16 protein-coding genes are annotated in these 20,579 nt (G+C 63.5%); 8 read left to right on the top strand and 8 right to left on the bottom strand.

Going from position 1 to position 20,579, the window contains the following annotated elements:
• Window positions 1-53 precede the first annotated feature (53 nt).
• The 3 genes from ACIQWO_RS19425 to dctP are packed head-to-tail and all read right to left on the bottom strand — an operon-like array spanning window position 54 to window position 3,006.
• Window positions 54-1,397: a TRAP transporter large permease gene (locus ACIQWO_RS19425; RefSeq protein ID WP_150577701.1), complete on the bottom strand. Its 1,344-nt coding sequence runs from the start codon at window positions 1,395-1,397 to the stop codon at window positions 54-56.
• Window positions 1,394-1,963, bottom strand: coding sequence for a TRAP transporter small permease (locus tag ACIQWO_RS19430; RefSeq protein WP_402827661.1), 570 nt, complete (start codon window positions 1,961-1,963; stop codon window positions 1,394-1,396). Before ACIQWO_RS19430 ends, ACIQWO_RS19425 begins: the two co-directional genes overlap by 4 nt.
• The gene (gene dctP, locus ACIQWO_RS19435; RefSeq protein ID WP_150577699.1) at window positions 1,960-3,006 is read right to left on the bottom strand and encodes a TRAP transporter substrate-binding protein DctP; all 1,047 of its coding nucleotides are present in this window, start codon (window positions 3,004-3,006) and stop codon (window positions 1,960-1,962) included. Before dctP ends, ACIQWO_RS19430 begins: the two co-directional genes overlap by 4 nt.
• 351 nt (window positions 3,007-3,357) lie before the next feature.
• Between dctP and ACIQWO_RS19440 the strand changes: the two genes are divergently transcribed.
• Window positions 3,358-4,029, top strand: coding sequence for a GntR family transcriptional regulator (locus ACIQWO_RS19440; protein ID WP_039400112.1), 672 nt, complete (start codon window positions 3,358-3,360; stop codon window positions 4,027-4,029).
• Window positions 4,030-4,165: 136 nt separating this feature from the next.
• Here the strand turns inward: ACIQWO_RS19440 and lgt are convergent, their stop codons facing one another.
• Together lgt and ACIQWO_RS19450 are read right to left on the bottom strand one after the other, a co-directional pair.
• Complete coding sequence (gene lgt, locus ACIQWO_RS19445; protein WP_402827666.1) at window positions 4,166-5,056, bottom strand: prolipoprotein diacylglyceryl transferase; 891 nt, start codon at window positions 5,054-5,056, stop codon at window positions 4,166-4,168.
• Window positions 5,057-5,284: 228 nt separating this feature from the next.
• Entirely contained in the window at window positions 5,285-6,256 is a 972-nt protein-coding gene (locus tag ACIQWO_RS19450; protein WP_402827669.1) for a LysR family transcriptional regulator, read from the bottom strand.
• 113 nt (window positions 6,257-6,369) lie between these two features.
• Between ACIQWO_RS19450 and ilvD (ACIQWO_RS19455) the strand changes: the two genes are divergently transcribed.
• From ilvD (ACIQWO_RS19455) to ACIQWO_RS19465, 3 genes are all read left to right on the top strand, one after another.
• A complete protein-coding gene (ilvD, locus tag ACIQWO_RS19455) occupies window positions 6,370-8,238 on the top strand; it encodes a dihydroxy-acid dehydratase (protein WP_402827672.1) in 1,869 nt (622 codons plus the stop codon).
• A 222-nt stretch (window positions 8,239-8,460) separates the two neighbouring features.
• Complete coding sequence (gene ilvD, locus ACIQWO_RS19460; protein WP_402827675.1) at window positions 8,461-10,134, top strand: dihydroxy-acid dehydratase; 1,674 nt, start codon at window positions 8,461-8,463, stop codon at window positions 10,132-10,134.
• A 237-nt stretch (window positions 10,135-10,371) separates the two neighbouring features.
• Window positions 10,372-10,758 carry a c-type cytochrome gene (locus ACIQWO_RS19465; RefSeq protein ID WP_402827678.1) on the top strand — a complete coding sequence of 129 codons (387 nt, stop codon included), beginning with the start codon at window positions 10,372-10,374 and terminating at the stop codon, window positions 10,756-10,758.
• A 20-nt stretch (window positions 10,759-10,778) separates the two neighbouring features.
• On the opposite strand, the gene ACIQWO_RS19470 is transcribed toward ACIQWO_RS19465, so the two are convergent.
• The 3 genes from ACIQWO_RS19470 to ACIQWO_RS19480 are packed head-to-tail and all read right to left on the bottom strand — an operon-like array spanning window position 10,779 to window position 13,074.
• Window positions 10,779-11,147 (bottom strand): DUF2486 family protein, encoded by a 369-nt coding sequence (locus ACIQWO_RS19470; protein WP_402827681.1) that lies wholly within the window; start codon window positions 11,145-11,147, stop codon window positions 10,779-10,781.
• Window positions 11,148-11,149: 2 nt separating this feature from the next.
• The gene (locus ACIQWO_RS19475; protein ID WP_402827684.1) at window positions 11,150-11,566 is read right to left on the bottom strand and encodes a DNA polymerase III subunit chi; all 417 of its coding nucleotides are present in this window, start codon (window positions 11,564-11,566) and stop codon (window positions 11,150-11,152) included.
• The gene (locus ACIQWO_RS19480; protein WP_402827687.1) at window positions 11,563-13,074 is read right to left on the bottom strand and encodes a leucyl aminopeptidase; all 1,512 of its coding nucleotides are present in this window, start codon (window positions 13,072-13,074) and stop codon (window positions 11,563-11,565) included. The genes ACIQWO_RS19475 and ACIQWO_RS19480 overlap by 4 nt, the downstream gene beginning before the upstream one ends.
• 90 nt (window positions 13,075-13,164) lie before the next feature.
• Here ACIQWO_RS19480 and lptF point away from each other — a divergent pair, with 90 nt between their 5' ends.
• From lptF to ACIQWO_RS19500, 4 genes are all read left to right on the top strand, one after another.
• Window positions 13,165-14,292 (top strand): LPS export ABC transporter permease LptF, encoded by a 1,128-nt coding sequence (gene lptF / locus ACIQWO_RS19485; RefSeq protein ID WP_402827690.1) that lies wholly within the window; start codon window positions 13,165-13,167, stop codon window positions 14,290-14,292.
• Window positions 14,292-15,431 (top strand): LPS export ABC transporter permease LptG, encoded by a 1,140-nt coding sequence (lptG, locus tag ACIQWO_RS19490; protein WP_402827693.1) that lies wholly within the window; start codon window positions 14,292-14,294, stop codon window positions 15,429-15,431. The genes lptF and lptG overlap by 1 nt, the downstream gene beginning before the upstream one ends.
• A 10-nt stretch (window positions 15,432-15,441) precedes the next feature.
• Window positions 15,442-15,822 (top strand): sirohydrochlorin chelatase, encoded by a 381-nt coding sequence (locus tag ACIQWO_RS19495; protein ID WP_402827696.1) that lies wholly within the window; start codon window positions 15,442-15,444, stop codon window positions 15,820-15,822.
• 234 nt (window positions 15,823-16,056) lie between these two features.
• Window positions 16,057-20,550 carry a dermonecrotic toxin domain-containing protein gene (locus tag ACIQWO_RS19500; RefSeq protein ID WP_402827699.1) on the top strand — a complete coding sequence of 1,498 codons (4,494 nt, stop codon included), beginning with the start codon at window positions 16,057-16,059 and terminating at the stop codon, window positions 20,548-20,550.
• Window positions 20,551-20,579: the final 29 nt, after the last annotated feature.

Genomic DNA, 20,579 nt, shown 5'->3' on the forward strand with positions numbered 1-20,579 from the left:
GGTTCGGCGACCGCCAACTCACGCGACATCACGCGATATCACGCGATATCACGTCATCCCATCAGCCGGTCCGGCAGCCACAACGACAGACCGGGCATCAGACAAATGAGCACGACAGCCACCACCATCAACACGACAAAAGGCATCACACCCCAGACGATGTCGCGCAGGGCGATATCGGGCGCGGTGTTCTTGATCACAAAGATATTGAGTCCGACCGGCGGGTGAATCAATCCCAGTTCCATGACAATCGTCATGACCACCCCGAACCACACGAGATCGAAACCGGCTGCGCGCAGCGGCGGCAGAATGATCGGCGCGGTCATCAGGATGATGCTCACCGGTGGCAGAAAGAAGCCCAGCACGACCACCATCACCAGAATGGCGGCGAGCAGCACCCAACGCGACAGTTGCAGCCCGACGATCCATTGCGCAGCCGACTGGCTGATGTGCAGATAGCTCATCACATACGAGTAGAGCAGCGACATGCCGATGATGAACATGAGCATGGTCGACTCGCGCAACGTCCCCGTGAGAATCGGTGCGAGTTGACGCGGCTTCCACATTCGGTAGATCACGGCGATGAGCGCGAGCGCCAGCAGCCCGCCCAGCCCGGCCGTCTCCGACGGCGTTGCGTACCCGCCGTAGAGCGCCGCCATCACACCGATGAGCAACGTGACGAACGGCAGCACACGTGGCAGCAGCGCCAGCTTCTCGCGCATCGTGGCGGGCGGCTCGCTGGGGAACGGCGACGGCGTGCCGTCACGTGCCAGCGCCAGCTGCGCGTTGGCGTATTCCTTTCGATAGCGCCATGCCGCGTAGCACGAGAACAGCCCCACGAGCAGCAGCGCAGGCACGATGCCCGCAAGGAACAGACGCCCCAGCGACTGCTCGGCGGCCACGGCATAGAGAATCATCGTAATCGACGGCGGCAGCAAGATCCCCAGCGTACCGCCCGCCGCGATGATGCCCGCAGCAAACCCCGGCGAGTAACCGCGCTGACGCATCTCCGGAATCCCGGCGCTGCCGATGGCGGAACACGTCGCCGGACTCGACCCGGCCATCGCCGCAAACAACCCGCAGGCGAAGACGTTGGCGATGCCGAGCCCGCCCGGGATGCGTCGCATCCACGCGTGCAGCGCGAGGTAGAGATCCTGTCCCGCGCGCGACTTGCCGATAGCCGCGCCTTTCAGAATGAACAACGGAATCGACAGCAGCGTGATGCTCGCCATCTCCTCGTAGACGTTCTGCGTCACCGTATCGAGCGATGACGCTGGCATGAAGCCGAACATGAACGCCACGGCGACAGCCCCCAGTGCAAACGCAATGGGCATCCCCGAAAACATGACGACGAGCGTTGCGCCGCCATAGAGCAATCCGATCGTGAGCTCGCTCATGCGTGCCCTCCCGTGCCGTGCTGCGTGTTGCCTCTCATCTCACACGCCCCGATAGCCACTTGCAGCAGCAGTTGGACAGTGAGCAACGTCATGCCGAATGCCATCAGGCCGTAGGGAATCGCCAGCGGCGGCCCCCATGTCGAGCTGCTGGTCTGGCCGTCGACGTAGGCTTCCCAGAAGAGCGTCCATGACTTCCACGCGAAGAACGTGCAGAACAGGAACGTCAGGATGTCGACGAACCAGCGTCGCACACGATTCACGCGCGGGGAGAGCAGTGTTGTAATCGCTTCGATGCCGATGTGCCCGCGCAGATGCTGGACGTGCGCAGCCGACACGAAGGTCGCGCCGACCAGCAGGAACACGGCGGCCTCGTCCTGCCAGTCGGTGGCGAGTTTGAGCACGTGGCGCGCGAACACGCTGTAGCTGAGCACCAGCGCGGCCCCCACGAGCGCGAACATGCACACGACCATGAGCAGGCGGCTCACGCCCTGCAAGAGGGCGTCGAGCCGTCGCAACGCGCGCGAACGGGCGACTGCCGGTTCCGCGCTCGCGACGGCCCCGCTCATGCAGGCACCTTCTCGGCCAGCGCGAGCAGCTTCGCGCACGTATCCGACTTGCTCGCGTAATCCTTCCACGCGGTGCGCCGGGCAATGTCGCGCCACTTCATCACGGTCGCCTCGTCGAGGTCATAGACCTTCGCACCGGCCTTCGTATAGACGCTCGCGATCTGCGCATCGTCGGCCTTCGCCGCTTCCGTGCCGAACGCTTCCAGATCGGCCCCGACTTGCAGAATGACCTGTTGCTGATCCTTCGGCAGCTTGTCGAAGACCTGCTTCGACATGAGCAGCGGTTCCAGCATGAACCAGTACGACTTGTTGCGACCGGTGGTCAGATGCTTCGAGACTTCTTCGAGACGGAACGACATCAGACTGGTGGAGGACGTCATCGCCGCATCCATCGCACCGGTCTGCATGGCCGCGTATAGCTCGTTCGACGGCAGTGAGATGACCGCAGCCCCAGCTTCCTTGAGCATCATGTCCATCTCGCGGCTGCCGCCGCGCACCTTCAAGCCCTTGGCGTCCTCAGGTGCAACGAGCGGCTTGGACCGGCTGGCCACACCGCCTGCCTGCCAGACCCAACTCACGATCACGATGTCTTTCGCGGCGAGCACGTCGGTCAGCACCTTGCCGATCTCGCCGTTACGCCAGGCGTTGCCCTGCGCATACGAAGTCACAAGACCCGGCATCAATCCGATGTTCAGCTCCCGGACTTCGCCGCCCGCGTACGGCAGCGGATAGAGCGAGAGGTCGAGCGCCCCGCGACGCAACGCCGAGAACTGCGCGTTGGTCTTCATGAGCGAGCTGCCCGGATAGATCTGGAACTTGAGTGCACCGTTGGTGCGCTTCTCGACTTCCTGAGCGAACTTGCGGCACAAACGGTCGCGAAAATCGCCTTCGGTCAACGTGCCGCCGGGGAATTGATGGGAAATCTTGAGTGGGCCGGTTTGCGCGAATGCGCCGCCCCACGGGCTGGCCAGACCACCGGTGACCAGCGCCGATGCGGCACCGAGCATGAGTTGCCGCCGCAGCGGGGAAGGTGTTGTCTCCATGGCGTCTCCTGTCACTTTTGTCAGCGATGAACCTGCGAAGTCCGGTGCGTGACATCGCCCGAAGCCCGCTTCGCCAACCGCCGAAGACGGACGCCAGGTGCACCACCGGAAACGCCGGCACTGCATGTACGGATGACTGCTTTGTTTTTGAAGTTTCGAGTGCGCGAGTTGCCGCTCTCGGAATGAAATCGTATAGTTAATCCGTCACGGTGTATACAAATCGACCGGTTAAAAAATACACTTTCGGCGTTTACCCCGATCTTCAACGGGGAATTCGCGCGCTACTTTGGTAACCATGAACCCCATACGACCCCCGATCACGGGATCGAAACCCGACCGAGCGAGAGCGTCATGACCGTAAAACCGAAGCGATCGGAAGCGCTGCGACAGGCCATCGAGGAAAAGATTGCGGTGGGCGAGTACCCGCCCGGCATGCGACTCGACGAGGTCGAGCTGGCCACTGCGTTCGGTGTGTCGCGCACGCCGTTGCGCGAAGCGCTGATTCAGTTGGCGTCGTCAGGTGTGATCGAGATCCGGCCGCGCCGGGGCGCGGTCGTCGCGCAAATCGACCCGCAACGGCTGTGCGAGATGTTTGAGGTGATGGCAGAGTTGGAGTCGATGTGCGGACGGCTGGCGGCGCGCCGCATTACCGAAGATGAACTGGCCGAACTACGGCAGACGCACGAAGCCAGCCGGGCGGCGGCCGAGGCGCGCGATATCGACACGTATTACGAAGTCAACGCGCACTTCCACGCGCTCATCTATCAGGCGAGTCACAACGCCTATCTTCAGGAGACGGCACTGCAACTACACCGGCGTTTGCGTGTGTACCGCCGTTTGCAACTGCGCGTGCGCGACCGGCCGCATCAGTCGTTCTCGGAACACGACGCCGTTTTTCGTGCCATCGAGGCAGGCGACGCGGACGCCGCGTCGGAACATCTGCGCGGCCACGTCACGGTGCAGGGAGAGCGTTTTGCCGACCTGATGGCATCGTTGCATGCGCTCTCGCGCAAGGCGGGTTGAGGGCGGCGCACACGGACGCTACCTCGGGCCTTTACGGCATCGAAAGACGAAAAAACGGGCCACCGACGCAAGGTCCTGTGGCCCGTTTTGAATCGAAGAACCGATGGGCGCGAGCGCGCCACAAGTCACTACGCGCTTACGCTGCCGCCCCCACCCGCGCGCGACGATACGACCACACCAACATGATCACGCCAGCGACGATCATCGGCAGCGACAGCCATTGCCCCATCGACAGACCGAACGACAGCAAGCCGAGGAAAGCGTCCGGTTCGCGCGTGAATTCGGCGAGGAAGCGGAACAGGCCATAGCCCACGAGGAACATGCCCGACACCGCGCCCACCGGACGCGCACGACGCGCAAAGAACCACAGCAGCAGGAACAGCGCCACGCCTTCGAGCGCGAATTCGAACAACTGCGACGGGTAGCGAGGCAGACCGTGGAACTGCGCGAACACCATCGCCAGCGCGTGATCGGCCATCGCTTGCGGATGCGCGAACATCCACTGTGCGTCTTCCGCGGCCGCTTGCGGGAACAGCATCGCGAAGCGCGAATCGGGCGACGTCACACGTCCCCACAGCTCGCCGTTGATGAAGTTGCCCAGACGCCCGGCGGCCAGCCCCAACGGGATCATCGGTGCGATGAGATCGGTGCCTTCTAGCAGCGAGTGCCCGCGACGGCGCGTGAACAGCCACATCGCCACCAGCACCCCGAGGAAGCCACCGTGGAATGACATACCGCCTTCCCACACCTTGAAGATGTCGAGCGGATTCGCCAGGTAGAACGACAGCTTGTAGAAGATCACATAGCCCAGACGTCCGCCGAAAATCACGCCGAGCACGCCGTAAAACAGCATGTCGTCGAGATCCTGCGCCTTCCAGCCTTGCGCCGCGATGGACGGCTGGCGCACGCGCAAGCGGCCTACCAGCAGGAAGAGAATGAAGCCGACCAGATACATCAGGCCGTACCAGCGGATAGCGAGCGGGCCGAGATGAATCGCGACCGGGTCGAATTGAGGATGAATCAGCATGGATCAGAAGAATCGATTCGTGAACAAAAGTTCCGCCAGGGGGCGCGGGGACTGCCTTCGCAAAGCGGCTGCCGTCTCCTCCGTCTCCTTGTTAGCGCCATGCGCTGTGCCGGTCGATGAAACGGTCCACCGGCACGCCACGGGATGGGCTGCACGATACCACGAGCACACGGCAGCGCGACATGCGCACGCGCCATCTTCACGCTCAGGACACCCCGGATGACCGGCTCAGGTCGAGAGCGTCGCACCCGGTGGGGTATGCGCCACGCCGCGCGCCGTCTCGAGAAACCCTTCGAGCACGGGCGTGACTTCGGCCGTGCGCCACAGTAGGCCGGTCTCGATCAGTGCGCTCGTCTCGCGCAGCGCCCGGTAGGTCACCCCCGTGCGTCGCAAGTGGCAAAGCGATTGCGGTACCAGCGCCACGCCCATGCCCGCCGACACAAGACTGACAATCGTCTGCATCTGAATCGCCTCCTGTCCCACGCGCGGCGTGAGACCCAGCGCGGCGTAGCATCCCATGATGATGTCGTAGAACGCCGGGGCCACGCGGCGAGGGAAGATGACGAGCGGCTCGTCGGCGAAATCTGCCAGGCTCACCGGCGCGCCGGGCTGGCCGTCGCTGCCCGACGCTGGCGCATCGTCCGCCTTGTCTGCGTTGTCTGCACCACCGTGACGTCCCGCAGGCAGCGCCAGCATCAGCGGTTCACGCACGATGGGCAGATACGACAGTTCGTTGGCGTAGCGCGCGGGCACCGGCGGAATAAAGAGACCGGCGTCGATACGCCCGTCCATCAGCGCCTCGACCTGCACGTCGCTGGTCGCTTCGAGCAGTTGCAGTCGCACGCGCGGATAGCGCTCGCCGAACTCGCGCAACAGCGGCGGCAGGATGCCGTAGTCCGCCGTCGAGACGAAGCCCAGTGAGAGCGTGCCGACCTCGCCGTGCGCCAGCCCTAGTGCCAGCGCGGGCAGCGCGTCGGCATCGGCCAGAATGCGGCGCACTTCCGGCAGCAGTTGCCGCCCCACCGCCGTCAGTTCGACTGAGCGGTTGGTGCGCACAAACAGCGGCGCGCCCAGCGACGCCTCCAGCGCCCGAATCTGCTGCGAGAGCGGTGGCTGGGTCATCGAGAGCCGCTGTGCGGCACGGCCGAAATGCCGTTCTTCGGCCACGGCGACGAAGTATCGAAACTGACGCAGGTCCATGATATGTTTTTCGACTCAATCCGAGTCAAATAATATATTTGACAAGCATTCAAGGAAAGACGAATCTTGACGTCCTCCCCATAAGACAAGCTGTAGTTTCACGGAAGACGACCATGCCTCATTACCGTTCCCGCACCTCCACGCACGGCCGCAACATGGCCGGCGCCCGCGCCCTGTGGCGCGCCACCGGCATGACCGATAGCGACTTCGGCAAGCCGATCATCGCCGTGGTGAACTCCTTCACGCAGTTCGTGCCGGGTCACGTGCACCTGCGCGATCTGGGCGCCGTCGTCGCCAAGGAAATCGAGGCAGCGGGCGGTGTGGCCAAAGAATTCAACACCATCGCCGTGGACGACGGCATCGCCATGGGTCACGGCGGCATGCTGTACTCGCTGCCGTCGCGCGAACTGATCGCCGACTCGGTGGAATACATGGTCAACGCGCACTGCGCCGACGCCATGGTCTGCATCTCCAACTGCGACAAGATCACCCCGGGCATGCTCATGGCCGCCATGCGCCTGAACATTCCGGTCGTGTTCGTCTCGGGCGGCCCGATGGAAGCGGGCAAGGTCAAGTCGGGCGATGGCCAGGTCATCGCCAAGATCGACCTGATCGACGCCATGATCAAGGCAGCCGACCCGAAGATCAGCGACGCCGAAGTCGCCGAAGTCGAGCGCAGCGCCTGCCCGACGTGCGGCTCGTGCTCGGGCATGTTCACCGCGAACTCGATGAACTGTCTGACGGAAGCCATCGGCCTCGCCCTGCCGGGTAACGGCACCATCGTGGCCACGCACGCCTGGCGTCGCGGGCTGTTCGAGCAGGCCGGTCGTCTCGTGGTCGATCTGTGCCGCCGCTACTATCAGGAAGAAGACGCCTCGGTCCTGCCGCGCAACATCGCCACCAAGGCCGCGTTCGAAAACGCCATGACGCTCGATGTCGCCATGGGCGGCTCGACCAACACCGTGCTGCACTTGCTCGCCGCAGCACAAGAAGCGGGCGTCGATTTCAAGATGGCCGACATCGACCGCATCTCGCGCAATGTACCGTGCCTGTGCAAGGCCGCACCGGCCACCGACAAGTACCACATCGAAGATGTGCACCGTGCCGGCGGCATCATCGGCATTCTGGGCGAACTCGCCCGTGGCGGCCTGCTCGACACGTCGTGCGGCAACGTCCACAGCGGCACGCTCGGCAATGCGATTGCGCAATGGGACGTGACGAACAACGCCAACGATAAAGCGCAAACGTTCTACAGCGCCGCTCCGGGTGGCGTACCCACGACCATCGCCTTCAGCCAGTCGTCGACGTACCCGTCGCTCGACCTGAACCGCGAAGTCGGCTGCATCCGCGACAAGGAACACGCTTACACGAAGGACGGCGGTCTGGCTGTGCTGTACGGCAACCTCGCCGACAAGGGCTGCATCGTGAAGACGGCTGGCGTCGACGAATCGCAATGGGTCTTCACCGGCCGCGCACGCGTGTTCGAAAGCCAGGACGACGCCGTGGATGCGATCCTCGGCGACAAGGTACAAGCAGGCGACGTGGTCGTGATTCGCTACGAAGGTCCGAAGGGCGGCCCGGGCATGCAGGAAATGCTGTACCCGACGTCGTACCTGAAGTCCAAGGGCCTGGGCAAGACGTGCGCCCTGTTCACGGACGGTCGTTTCTCGGGCGGCTCGTCGGGTCTCGTGATCGGCCACGCCTCGCCGGAAGCGGCCGAAGGCGGCACCATCGGTCTGGTGGAAGATGGCGACGTGATCGAGATCGACATCACCCAGCGCAAGATGCATCTGGCCGTGTCGGACGAAGAACTGGCCCGCCGTCGCGCCGCGATGGAAGCGCGTGGCGACGACGCATGGCAGCCGGTCGGCCGCGAGCGTGTCGTCTCGCAAGCCCTGCAAGCCTACGCAGCACTCGCCACTTCCGCCGACCGTGGCGCAGTGCGCGATCTGTCGCAACTGAAGCTGGGCAAGCGCGGCTAATGGCGGTTAATCGCGTGAACTAGCGTGAAAGGTTGAAACGTGAGCGGCGGTGGCCTCGATGGACTAAGGCCCCCCGCTCGCGCAGTCGCACAGCAACATCGCATCAAGTGGCGTTCCATCCTCTTTCGGGATGCCACCGTCAGTACAGCGTGATACAACAACGCCTATGTGCGACGCTGCGACGGCTCGTGGCGTGGCGCATCCCCACAGGAGAGAGACGTCATGGCATTCAACCGTCGTTCGCGCAACGTCACGCAAGGCGTGGCACGCTCGCCCAACCGCTCGATGTACTACGCGCTGGGCTACAAGGAAGAAGACTTCGATAATCCGATGATCGGCGTGGCCAACGGCCATTCGACGATCACCCCGTGCAACGCGGGGTTGCAGCGTCTGACGGACGCCGCAGTAGAAGCGATCAAAACCCATCAGGCCAATCCCCAGACCTTCGGCACCCCGACCATCTCCGACGGCATGTCGATGGGCACCGAGGGCATGAAGTATTCGCTCGTCTCGCGTGAAGTCATCGCCGACTGTATCGAGACGGCCGTGCAGGGCCAGTGGATGGACGGCGTGGTCGTCATCGGCGGCTGCGACAAGAACATGCCGGGTGGCATGATCGCGCTCGCACGCATCAACGTGCCTGGCATCTACGTCTATGGCGGCACGATCAAGCCGGGCAACTGGAAGGGCCGCGATCTCACCATCGTCTCCTCGTTCGAAGCCGTGGGCGAATTCACCGCCGGGCGCATGACCGAGGCCGATTTCAAGGGCATCGAAAAGAACGCCTGTCCGACGACCGGCTCCTGTGGCGGCATGTACACCGCCAATACGATGAGCTCGTCGTTCGAAGCGCTGGGCATGTCGTTGCTCTACTCCTCGACGATGGCCAACCCCGATCAGGAGAAAGTCGACTCGGCCGCCGAGTCGGCGCGGGTGCTGATCGAGGCCGTCAAGCAAGACCTCAAGCCGCGCGACATCATTACGCGCAAATCCATCGAGAACGCCGTTGCGCTGATCATGGCCACGGGCGGTTCGACCAACGCCGTGCTGCACTATCTGGCGATTGCCCATGCGGCGGACGTCGAGTGGAGCATCGAGGACTTCGAGCGCATTCGTGCCCGCGTGCCGGTCATCTGCGATTTGAAGCCGTCGGGCAAGTACGTGGCGACCGATCTGCACAAGGCTGGCGGCATTCCGCAAGTGCTCAAGATTCTGCTCGACGCGGGCCTGCTGCACGGCGACTGCATGACGATCACCGGCCGCACCATCGCGGAAGAACTGAAGGACGTACCGTCGGTGCCGCGCGCCGATCAGCACGTGATCTTCCCCGTCGACAAGGCACTCTACAAAGAAGGCCACCTCGCCATCCTCAAGGGCAATCTGGCCGAAGACGGTGCCGTCGCCAAGATCACCGGCCTGAAGAACCCGGTGATCACCGGCCCGGCGCGTGTGTTCGACGACGAGCAGAGCGCCATGGAGGCGATCCTGAGCGACAAGATTCAGGCGGGCGACATTCTGGTGCTGCGCTATCTCGGACCGAAGGGCGGGCCGGGTATGCCGGAAATGCTCGCACCGACCTCGGCGATCATCGGCAAGGGGCTCGGCGAGACAGTCGGCTTCATCACCGACGGCCGGTTCTCGGGCGGCACCTGGGGCATGGTGGTCGGACACGTGGCACCGGAGGCGTTCGTGGGCGGCACCATTGCGCTCGTGCACGAAGGCGATTCGATCACCATCGATGCGCACAAACTGCTGCTCCAACTGAACGTGGCCGACGACGAACTCGCCAAACGCCGCGCCGCGTGGAAAGCCCCTGCCCCGCGCTACACGCGTGGCGTGCTCGCCAAGTACGCCGCACTGGCGCAACCGGCTAATAAGGGCGGCGCGACGGGTTGATCCTCACGGATGGCACGACGAAGCTGCAACGCAGCACAAAGCACATCGACCTGAAGCAACGGCACGTCCCGCGACACGGCGGGCGTGCCGTTTTTCATGCGTCGTCGTGCCGCGCGAAGTAGCGCAATTGCCACCGTATAATGGCGCGTCGATGCATCTGCCCAAAGTCGTCGCCCACAGACGTCCCTGTCATGCAGCCTCGCATCGGATTCCGTCAACACGGTCGGGGAGTATCGAATGAAGGGATTTGTCGGCACACGCGCCGGGACGATGATGAGTATGTGGCTGTTGGTCGCGGCAACTGCCTTTGCCCAGTCGGGCACAAGCGCTGCACCAGAGACCGACGCGCTCGACGCACGCGCCATGGAAAAGCTTGCCCGCGCGCGCAACTGCATGACCTGCCACGCTACCGACCGGACGCTGCTCGCGCCGTCGTATCGCGACATCGCCAAGCGTTATGCCGGACAGCCGGGAGCCGCCGACGAACTCGCCCGTTCCATCTCAGAGGGCAGTCAGGGAAAGTGGGGAAAGATTCCGATGCCTGCAGGTCTGCAACTCGCACCGGGTGAGGCGAACAGCCTTGCACGCTGGATTCTCGGGATGGCGCCGTCGCCCCGCCCCTGACCGTAAAGCGGCTTTGCCGATCACCCCTGCGCGCGCACCTGTTTCGCCACCTCTTCGATGACGGCCTGTCGGATACGATCCGGCAGTTGCGCCTGCAAGGCGTCCGCCACTTGTTTGCCGATCAGTTGCACCAGCCATGACGTCTGATCGATCAACGCGTCGTGACAGCGACGCTCCACCATCGTCGTGATTTCGTCGGCGAGTTGCAGCGTGAGCCGCGCGCTCACACGCTCGGCAAACACCGCAACATCGGCCGGGACACCCTGCTCCGCCACCGGTTCGGCAGCCTGCTTATCACCCACAGCGCCCGCAGGCACCGTTTCGCCCTCAGCAAGCACTTCGGTCAGCGTGGGAATGCCGGGGTCGTTGCGCTCGGGCTCGTTCGTCACGGTCAGCCTCGCTGGTCGTAGTTGTTCAGGGTGTAGCCACGATCACGGTAGAAGCGATAACGCTCGCGCGCACCCGACAGGTCGTCGGGCGTGTCGCCAATGATTTCCACCACCCGCTCGAAGCGCGCGAAGTGCGTGGGCACGAGGTTCGCCAGATTGAGCATGACCTGATGGTGCGGGGCTTCCTCGTCAGGTCCGGCCAGCACGACCGGCGTCTGAGCCGCGACCGGGTCGGCCGTGAAGCAATGCGGGACGAACTCCAGCGGCGAGAACGTCCACAAGGTCTGATCGAACGCCCGCAGCACGTCGGGCTCTCCGACGACCACGAGCGTCTGCCCCGCCCCGTAGACCTTGCGCGCGAACCGGCACGCGTATTCGAGCCGGTCCGCCACATGCGTGTGAAAGTCGACGCGGGTCACCGGGCTTCGCGATCAAGCAGGAACTGCGTAAGCAACGGTACCGGACGGCCCGTCGCCCCCTTCGCCGCGCCGCTCTTCCAGGCCGTACCGGCGATGTCCAGGTGGGCCCAGTCGTACTTCTCGGTGAAGCGCGCCAGGAAGCAGGCTGCCGTCACGCTACCGGCCGGACGCCCACCGATGTTCGCCATGTCGGCGAAGTTCGACTTGAGCTGCTCCTGATACTCGTCTTCGACCGGCAGACGCCAGGCCGTGTCGCCCGTCGTGCGGCCAGCAGCCAGCAGTTCGTCGGCGAGCGCGTCGCTCTTCGAGAAGAGGCCCGAATTCACATGACCCAGCGCAATGATGCAAGCGCCCGTGAGCGTGGCGACGTCGATCACGGCCGCCGGGTTGAAGCGCTCTGCGTAGGTGAGCGCATCGCACAGGATCAGACGGCCTTCGGCGTCGGTATTGAGCACTTCGATGGTCTGGCCGGACATGCTGGTGACCACGTCGCCCGGCTTCGTCGCCTGACCGCTCGGCATGTTCTCCGTGGCAGGCACGATGGCGATGACGTTGAGCTTGAGGCCCATCTCGGCGACCGCGCGGATCGTACCGAGCACGGAGCCCGCACCACACATGTCGTACTTCATCTCGTCCATGCCCTCGCCCGGCTTGAGCGAGATGCCGCCCGTGTCGAACGTCACGCCCTTGCCGACCAGGACGATCGGGGCCTGCTTGGCGCTGGCGCCTTCATATTTGAGGACGATGAACTGCGGCGGCTCGACCGAGCCACGGGCGACCGACAGGAACGACCCCATCTTGAGCGCCTCGATCTGCTTCGGCCCGAGGATTTCCGACTTGAGCTTGAACTCGCGCGCGAGCTTGCGGGCGGTATCGGCCAAATACGTCGGCGTGCAGACGTTGCCCGGCAGGTTGCCGAGGTCCTTGGTGAGCGCCATGCCGTTGGCGATGGCCTCGCCCTGCTTGGCAGCCAGCTTGGCGGCCTTCAGATCGTCCGGGGCAACCGAGAACACGACCTTGCGCAGCGCGGTATTGGCGGCTTCGACCTTGCTCTTCATGCGCGTGAAGCGATAGGTCGCCTCGCGCAGGGCGAGCACCGAGCCGCGCACGGCCCAGGCGGAATCCTGGTTGACGACCTTGGCTTGCGGCAGGGTCCAGAGGGCGTCCGTGGCACGCGAGGCGAGCACGGCGCGCACGGCGGCACGGGTGGCTTCGTTGAAGCCCTTCTGCGAGAGCTGGTCTTCGCGGCCCAGACCGACGAACAGCACACGTGCCGGGCTCCATCCGGCAACTTCGTGCAGCATCAGCGTGCTGCCGAGCTTGCCGTCGATTTCGCCGCGCTTGACCATGCGGGCGAGCAAACCCTTGCTCGCGGCGTCGAGCGCATTGGCCAGCCCTGCGAGCGGCTGCTGCTCGAACACGCCAACCACCAGACATTCGGTCTTTGCATTGGCGAGACCGGCTTGGCCCGCCTTGGTCGAATCGAAGGCTTTTGTGCTAAAGTCCATCGCGCTTTCCTCGGGTAAAATTCGTACGAGCCGCAATTATCCGCTTTTTTCCGCGCTCGCCCAACCGCGAGAGCACCCAACCGTCATCACATGATTTTTCAGCGTTCCCTGCAGCGCGAGCTGAACTACACCGCCGGGGCCGTCTTCATGGTGCTGATCACCGTCATGCTAACGACGATGATGATCCGCATCCTGGGCTTCGCCGCGTCCGGGAAAGCCGATCCGCGCGACGTTCTCGTGCTCATCGGTCTGGCCGTCATCGGCTACCTCGCCGTCATTCTGATCGTGACGCTCTTCGTCTCGATCCTGTTCGTCCTGACCCGCTGGTACCGCGACTCCGAAATGGTCGTGTGGTTTGCTTCCGGACTGTCCATCACCGACTTCATCAAGCCGGTGCTGCGCTTTGCCACGCCCTATCTGGCCGTCATCACCTTCTGCGCGCTGGTTGCCTGGCCCTGGGCGAACCAGCAGATTTCGCTGCTCGAAGCTCGCTTCGCCCAACGCGATGACGTTTCCATGATCTCGCCGGGCCAGTTCCGCGAGAGCGCCGCGAGCCATCGCGTGTTCTTCGTCGAGACGGTGTCGCCGGACGCCACCAAAGTCCACAACGTCTTTGTCTCAGGCACGGAAAACGGCAAGGTGAACGTCGTGGTGTCGAAAGACGGTCACATCGAAACGGCCAAGGACGGCAATCGCTACATCGTGCTGGAGAAGGGCCGCCGCTACGACGGCGTGCCGGGTCAGCCCGACTATCGCGTGATGGAGTTCGAGCGCTACGGCGTGAAGATCGACAATCCGGCGGCCGCGAGCTCCGACAACACGCCGACCAAGGGCGTGCCTACCGCGCGCCTGTTCCGCGAAATCAAGAATCCGATCTTCCGCGGCGAAATCGTCTGGCGCGTGGGCTTGCCGCTGCTCGCGCTGGCGCTCGTGCTGCTCGCCGTGCCGCTGGCCTATCAGAATCCGCGTCACGGGCGCACCGTCAACCTCGTCATGGCCGTGCTGATCTATCTGGGCTACACCAACCTGCTGAGTCTGTCGCAGGCGTGGGTCGCGCAGGAACGTCTGCCGCTGGCTATCGGCGTGTGGCTGCTGCACGCACTGGCATTGGCAGTCATCGTCCTGCTTTACGTGCGACGCGTGCGTTTTCGCGGTCTTTTCGGCCGGCGCCGTAACAACGGTTCCGGCGCAGTGAGCGCATCGGGAGGGGCTCGCTGATGCGCGTCTATGAGAAATACTTCGCGCGCCAGATCTATCTGGCGTTCCTGTTCGTCCTGCTTGCGTTCGTCGGGCTGTTCGTCTTCTTCGACCTCGTGAGCGAACTGGGCGACGTGGGCCGGGGCGGCTACCGCTTCCAGCACGCGCTGGCTTATGTGCTGCTGTTCGCCCCGCAGCGCATGTACGAGATCATTCCGGTCGCCTCGCTGATCGCGGCCATTTACGTGTGCGCCCAACTGGCCGGGAATTCGGAGTTCACGATCTTCCGCGTCTCGGGTCTGTCCACAGGACAGGCGCTGCGCTCGCTGCTGAAGATCGGTTTCCCGATTGTGCTGATCACGTTCGTCATCGGCGAGTACATCGCCCCGAGCGCCGAACAGCTTGCACAGAAGATCCGCCTCGAAGCCCTCGGCAGCTCGGTCTCCGCAGGCTTTCGATCAGGCGTGTGGGTGAAAGACACCGTCGATCAGGACGGCAACCGCGTCACCCGCTTCATCAACGTCGGTACGCTCAACCCGGATAACACCATTGCCGACGTTCGCATCTACGAGTTCGACGCGAAGCTGCGCCTCGACAGCGTGCGTCTGGCCAAGCTGGGCGAGTTTGCCCCGCCCAACGCCTGGAAGCTGACGGATGTGTCCGAAACGGTCTTTAGCGCCATCGACGACACCTCGGCCAGCAACGATCCGTTGCGTGCGCTGGTGCAGAGCAAGCAGGTGCACATCGACTCGGTGCAGATGCGCTCGGAACTGACCCCGCAAATTCTGTCCGTGCTGATGGTCTCGCCCGACAACATGGCGATCGGCAGCCTGTACAAGTACATCGGCCATCTGAAGGAAAATCAGCAGAACACCGATCGCTACAACCTCGCGCTCTGGCAAAAGCTGCTGTATCCGTTTGCCGTCTTCGTGATGATGGCGCTGGCCCTGCCGTTCGCCTATCTGCACGCCCGCGCCGGGGCCATCGGCCTGAAGGTGTTCGGCGGCATCATGCTCGGCATGAGCTTCCAGTTGCTCAACAATCTGTTCTCGCATCTGGGCCTGCTCAACACCTGGCCAGCGTGGTTCACGGCGGCGTTACCGTCCCTGCTCTATCTGGTGCTCGCCATCGGGGCGTTGCGCTGGGTGGACAAGCACTGAGGACGCATCGATGCACGGCAAACCCGGCGTCGTCCTCTTTGCTCATGGCTCGCGCGACCCGCGCTGGGCCGAACCGTTCCAGCGTCTGCGCGACAAGCTGATCGCGCAGCGCCCGGACGCGCACGTCCGGCTCGCGTTTCTCGAACTGATGACGCCGAATCTGGCCGACGCGGTCGCAGAACTCGTCTCGCAAGGCTGTCAGGACGTCACCGTCGTTCCGGTGTTTCTGGGCCAGGGCGGTCACGTCCGGCGCGATCTTCCGATGCTCGCCGAGGCCTGCCGCAGCGCTCACCCCGGCGTCACCTTACGTCTTAGCGCCGCCGTGGGCGAAGACGATGCAGTGCTTCAGGCGCTTGCCGCGTACTGCGCTAACGAACTGCCGCACGCCTGAGCGTCAGCCGCGCCTTTCCCGCTTTCCCCCTTCCCGCCTCACCTCCCCCGCACGCGATTTCCGGCCGCTTCCGACTTCGGGGCTTTGAACGCAATCTGCAAGTCGTTCCACGTGCCACGCCGCCAAACTGATGTCTCGCGACCGGTGGGCCGTTTTGATCTCACCCTAAGCTCTCACGCTTGGCGCCGGTTCCATATCACTGCACGGTAGTCCCTCTTCGACGGGAGTCCTGGCATGTATTCAAGAGCCGCCGACACATCGGGCGTTTCGGTTGCCCCTCCCTATCGGGACGACGCGATGGTCGACGCTGCGCGTGCCAACCTCCTGAGGAGCGTCACTCATTTCGACAGTCTGGCGACAGGTGCCCGGACAATTCTGGACGAGTCCCCGGAAACACAACCGGCGCTCGGTTTCCTACTGCGGCTTGCGGAAGAAGGTGTCTGCCGAGCCGATCTGGCGGCGTTGAACGACGGCCTCCTCGACCGCTTTGCGCACGCGTTCGACACGCATCCGTGGCTGACGACCCACCTTCTGGATACGTTACCGGGTCGACTTGCACGGCGCGCCCCTTGGGAAAGCGTCGAAGACATTTGCCATTCTCTCCTTAGTTCGTCTGCCCTGCGCGATCTCGAACGGTCCGTGGCGCGCGCCGAGGGTTCACTACCGGAAACGTGCCGTTACGGCAGTGCATGGGGCCGACACTTCTGCCAGTGGCGTCAGTCGATTGTCGACGTATGGCAGGACTTCCTCTTGCTAGGCAGCGGCGCGCGTGCGTCGAACGACATCGTTCGAATAACACTCACCTCGTCGCCGCCCGCGAAGGCGCGGATGTTGGATTTCGGCCGCGCCGGGGCAACCGGATACGCGCTCGGGATGCTCTTTGCCTCGTCGTTCTGCCATACCGTCCGTCCCGACTTACCGCCCTTGCTGCCCAGGTATCGTTCGCCGACGCTCGATATCGACGTTGACTTCGAATGCTCCGCAGCCGGGACATGCACGCGCCAATCCCACATTCCCGTCGCGGAGCCGACGCAGCCAATCCTCGGTCGGCTGGAACACATCGTCGGCAGCGTCGAACGCTTCGTCATGGAGACCGCCATGCCGGTCATCGAGCACCTACCCTACGCGCTCGATCGACTTCTGTTTCCCCCACCGCTGATGTTCCCGACGACTGCCGCCGACTTGCCTGCGACGTCCGCGCCGCCATCAGTGAGAAGCGAGGCGCTTGCACCGCCCGCACTCCCCGACATGTCCGTGTCTCCCGAACTGCAACGTCTGATCAACACTGCGCATTTCTGGCGGCATCGCGCAGCGACGCACAAGGCGCTCTACGCCGCATTTTCTCCATTCCTGACGTTTTCGCCGCCTCCAAGCGAGGCGGAATTGCTCCGCAGGCAATTTGCCAACGTCACGGAGTTCTCCGACTTCGAGTTGAGCGATCTTCGACTCAGACGCCACGCACCGACGGATCAGTCTCGAATCCAGCGGGTAACACATTGGTCCCTCCAAGACGGTGCTCAGCGCGTTCGTGATCGCCGACTGAACATCGTTCATCCGACGCAGGGTGAGCGCTTCGACATCAGTCTGGAGACCCGCCCCGGCGCGGTGTACGAATCGTCGGCGGTCATGACGGCAGACCGCTTCGAGAGCATCGTCGCGCAGTGGGACACCGCATGCCGCGAACGGGCCGCCCGGACGTGGCAACCCCCCGCCACATTCGAGACGATCGCAACGTCTCACCTCACCAACGTCACCGTCTCCGCGCTTGCCATCAGCGATCTGGCACTGACCTACGTCAATGGGCAGATCTCACATGAAGCGTTTCATCTCGCACACGCAGCGCTCTCGAACGCAACGCTTTCGAACGATCCGTCGGCGCCCGCATTTCTGGCGCATCGGCTCGAATTAACCATTCGTAAGGACGGCCAGGATCATGTCGCCGCCCCTGCCGGAACGTGCGTTATCAGTAAGCCGTCCGGCAACGGCGTCACATTGCTGTACCTCCAGGGCGACGCACCGGCATGGCGCGCTTATGCATCGTACGAGGCCTTTTTCAACGCTATCGACGACGACACACTCGCGCTGCGCGCCACGCTCAGTGAAAGGTTACCGATTCCGATGCGCGACCAAGCCGCAAAAGACGTAGCGCTTATAGCGTTGCGCGAAGCAAGCGTTGAACTGCCGCTTCAGATCGCATCCCAGGCGACCCTCGACGTCATCAAGGCTGACGCCCCCCTCCAGGTGATACAGCCCGACACCGCGCCGCGCATCGCGCAATACGGCAAATGGTTATCGGGGGCGAGCACGGACGGTATGGAACAGGGGCTGCACGCCTTTCGGCACGACTGTGCCCGCGCAGGTATTGCGTTGCCGGAGCGTCCGATCGATATCTCCCTTGACGACGTCAGGAGAATCGCTCACTTGGAAACATTGCGATTCAACCTGTCGATGGCCGTCCCGCAGATTAAGCAGATCACGCGGCGACATCTCATGAACCGACTTGGACAGGTAGGCTTTTACCCACACGATCCCGATCACATCTACGTCAAACTGGCCCATCGGGAAGCTGTGACGCTCACCGACGCCGTCTTGCGCTCGACCTCGCTCGAAGCGCCCTGGTGGGACTTTCCGCTGCTTGATCGAGATGCTGGCGGCCAGTACAGAACGATCGTCCCTCTGGGCTCGTCGCACGCGTTGCCGACAATGGCCAGCGACGTGATCGACAAGACCTGGGCCGAGGGCCTGCACCGCTCACTCAACAATGCCACCACGCAATTCTGGGAGACGTCGCGCGCCAACGTGCGCAAGGTCCTCAAGTCGGAGTTCATTGCGCAGGTGTGGCTAATGCGTCAGCAGCGCGAAATGCCCATCGATCAGGTACATATTGCGGCGCGCGTCGCGGGGCCGATTGAACTCGCTCGCTTCGATGGCGATGAGCTTGCACGCGAGATCGGCGCGCCGAAAGTCGAGCGGGAATGGCTGAGCATCGGCGGCGTGACGACGAGCCTGATGCGAGTCTCCATCGCCGGTCGCTCGCCATGCCTGCTGATTGCGCCCTATGACGAGGGCTTGCGTGTCTATGGCTTCGACGACCGTGATCGAATGGCTTCCTGGTTTCGCAAACAACTGAGCGACGAGGCCTCACGGGCGCGCATCGCCAGCACGTTCGTCGGTCCCCGCCCTACCGCCCCCTCATGGCATGAGCAGGTCAAGCTCGAGGCGCAGCGCGTGAGCAATGCGCGGACCGTCGACACGTTCACCGCCGTGGTGTCAGCGTACGAGGCGCGCCAACAACAACCGAACGCCGAGCCCGGCAAGACCCCGACGGCACGCCCCTTGTTAGCCATCATGGACATGTTCTCGAAAGTCGATGTCGCTTTCGGCTTGGGCACCTGGTTTCTCCCGTTTGCTCGCCCGGTGAGCACCGTCTACTCCATGATGGACGCAGGTATCGGCCTCACCGGCATCGGTGTCGGCGCAGCAACCCACAACGAGGACCTGTTTGGGCAAGGATGGCAATCCATCTTGTCTGCAATCGGCGCGCAGGGACTGGCTGCCTCAAATTTCAAGGCTAAGCTTCTTATCACAGGGGACCCGCGCTACAAGTACTTTGTCTCGGAGGCGCCGGTCGCAGCGGAAGCGTCGATTACCGGGCTGCATCGGGTGGGTGCCCGCTTCTATGCCGCCATCGACGCCGAGACCCGGGCCTATGTCACATTCGATGAGTCGACAGGCTTCTTCCGTATGACGCGGGAAGCTTCGTCGGACGTAGCGGCCCCCGATGCTCCACTCATGCACATGTCGCCTTCGGGAAATTGGCACCTCGTGTCGCCATCCGGATCCACCCCACCCGTCCTCGAAGATCCGCATACCGCCTGGCGCATCGACCAGGGGTTTCGCTCGCGCTACGCCACGTTGCGCGACGCCCGCACCCCGGCGTTCGACATCGCCCGACGCGCGGTGACTGCCGTGGACACGTCCGCGACCACCATGCCGTTGTCGTGGCAATTGCGCTTGCTCAAGCTCGACTTCCTGAACCCCGCGGAATCCGACCCCGAAGTGCTGGGCAAGCTCGCCGGACGCATCGCCTTCTTGCAAAACGCCGTGGATGCGGCGGAAACGATCGCGCTTAGCCCAATGGCCGAGGACGCGCGTCGCCTGGGTGCCACCTACCTCGGCGTCACACAAAGTCCCCGCATGTACGTGGGGCATGTTCGTATGGGGCTGCTACGCGCCTGTGCGCTCGTTCCCTATCGATATTCCATCGAGTCGATGGTGATGCTCTTCAATCAGCAGGCGCGATTGGTGCCGGAATTGTCGGCGTGGCTGGTGGCGGACCTGAGCCAATTGGGACGCATCGACATCCGATATCTGGATCTGTCACCGACCGACTCAGGCGTCCGGACGCTCGATAACCTCTTTGCGGGGCAGCAGGGTACCTCCCGCGCCTTCGAAGTGACCGCGGGTGCGCGAACGCTATTGCTAGGCCGTCATATCGGCCGCGGAGGTGCCGTAGCCCACTACTTTTTCGATCCGGCGAATGCCATCGTCGTACACCCCGATTCCGCCGTGGTGCTGGGCCTGATGCGCGACCACCTGAGCGCCCTCTTCGAGGGCGTCAGGCCGAGCGTTAATGCCCGGGAAATCGATTTGGACTGGCTGGCCACTATTCGTGTCGTCCGCCCTTTCACCGAGCCGGTCCCGATCCGCATCGCACTTCACATTTGAAGAGTGCATTTTCAGAGGAGTCTATTGCA

The sequence above is a fragment of the Pandoraea sp. NPDC090278 genome (assembly GCF_044772185.1).
Classification (GTDB): domain Bacteria; phylum Pseudomonadota; class Gammaproteobacteria; order Burkholderiales; family Burkholderiaceae; genus Pandoraea.

Coding starts and splice junctions, on each gene's coding strand:
- ACIQWO_RS19425 (WP_150577701.1), bottom strand. CDS start 1,397: ATGAGCGAGCTCACGATCGGATTGCTCTATGGCGGCGCAACGCTCGTC.
- ACIQWO_RS19430 (WP_402827661.1), bottom strand. CDS start 1,963: ATGAGCGGGGCCGTCGCGAGCGCGGAACCGGCAGTCGCCCGTTCGCGC.
- dctP (WP_150577699.1), bottom strand. CDS start 3,006: ATGGAGACAACACCTTCCCCGCTGCGGCGGCAACTCATGCTCGGTGCC.
- ACIQWO_RS19440 (WP_039400112.1), top strand. CDS start 3,358: ATGACCGTAAAACCGAAGCGATCGGAAGCGCTGCGACAGGCCATCGAG.
- lgt (WP_402827666.1), bottom strand. CDS start 5,056: ATGCTGATTCATCCTCAATTCGACCCGGTCGCGATTCATCTCGGCCCG.
- ACIQWO_RS19450 (WP_402827669.1), bottom strand. CDS start 6,256: ATGGACCTGCGTCAGTTTCGATACTTCGTCGCCGTGGCCGAAGAACGG.
- ilvD (WP_402827672.1), top strand. CDS start 6,370: ATGCCTCATTACCGTTCCCGCACCTCCACGCACGGCCGCAACATGGCC.
- ilvD (WP_402827675.1), top strand. CDS start 8,461: ATGGCATTCAACCGTCGTTCGCGCAACGTCACGCAAGGCGTGGCACGC.
- ACIQWO_RS19465 (WP_402827678.1), top strand. CDS start 10,372: ATGAAGGGATTTGTCGGCACACGCGCCGGGACGATGATGAGTATGTGG.
- ACIQWO_RS19480 (WP_402827687.1), bottom strand. CDS start 13,074: ATGGACTTTAGCACAAAAGCCTTCGATTCGACCAAGGCGGGCCAAGCC.
- lptF (WP_402827690.1), top strand. CDS start 13,165: ATGATTTTTCAGCGTTCCCTGCAGCGCGAGCTGAACTACACCGCCGGG.
- lptG (WP_402827693.1), top strand. CDS start 14,292: ATGCGCGTCTATGAGAAATACTTCGCGCGCCAGATCTATCTGGCGTTC.
- ACIQWO_RS19495 (WP_402827696.1), top strand. CDS start 15,442: ATGCACGGCAAACCCGGCGTCGTCCTCTTTGCTCATGGCTCGCGCGAC.
- ACIQWO_RS19500 (WP_402827699.1), top strand. CDS start 16,057: ATGTATTCAAGAGCCGCCGACACATCGGGCGTTTCGGTTGCCCCTCCC.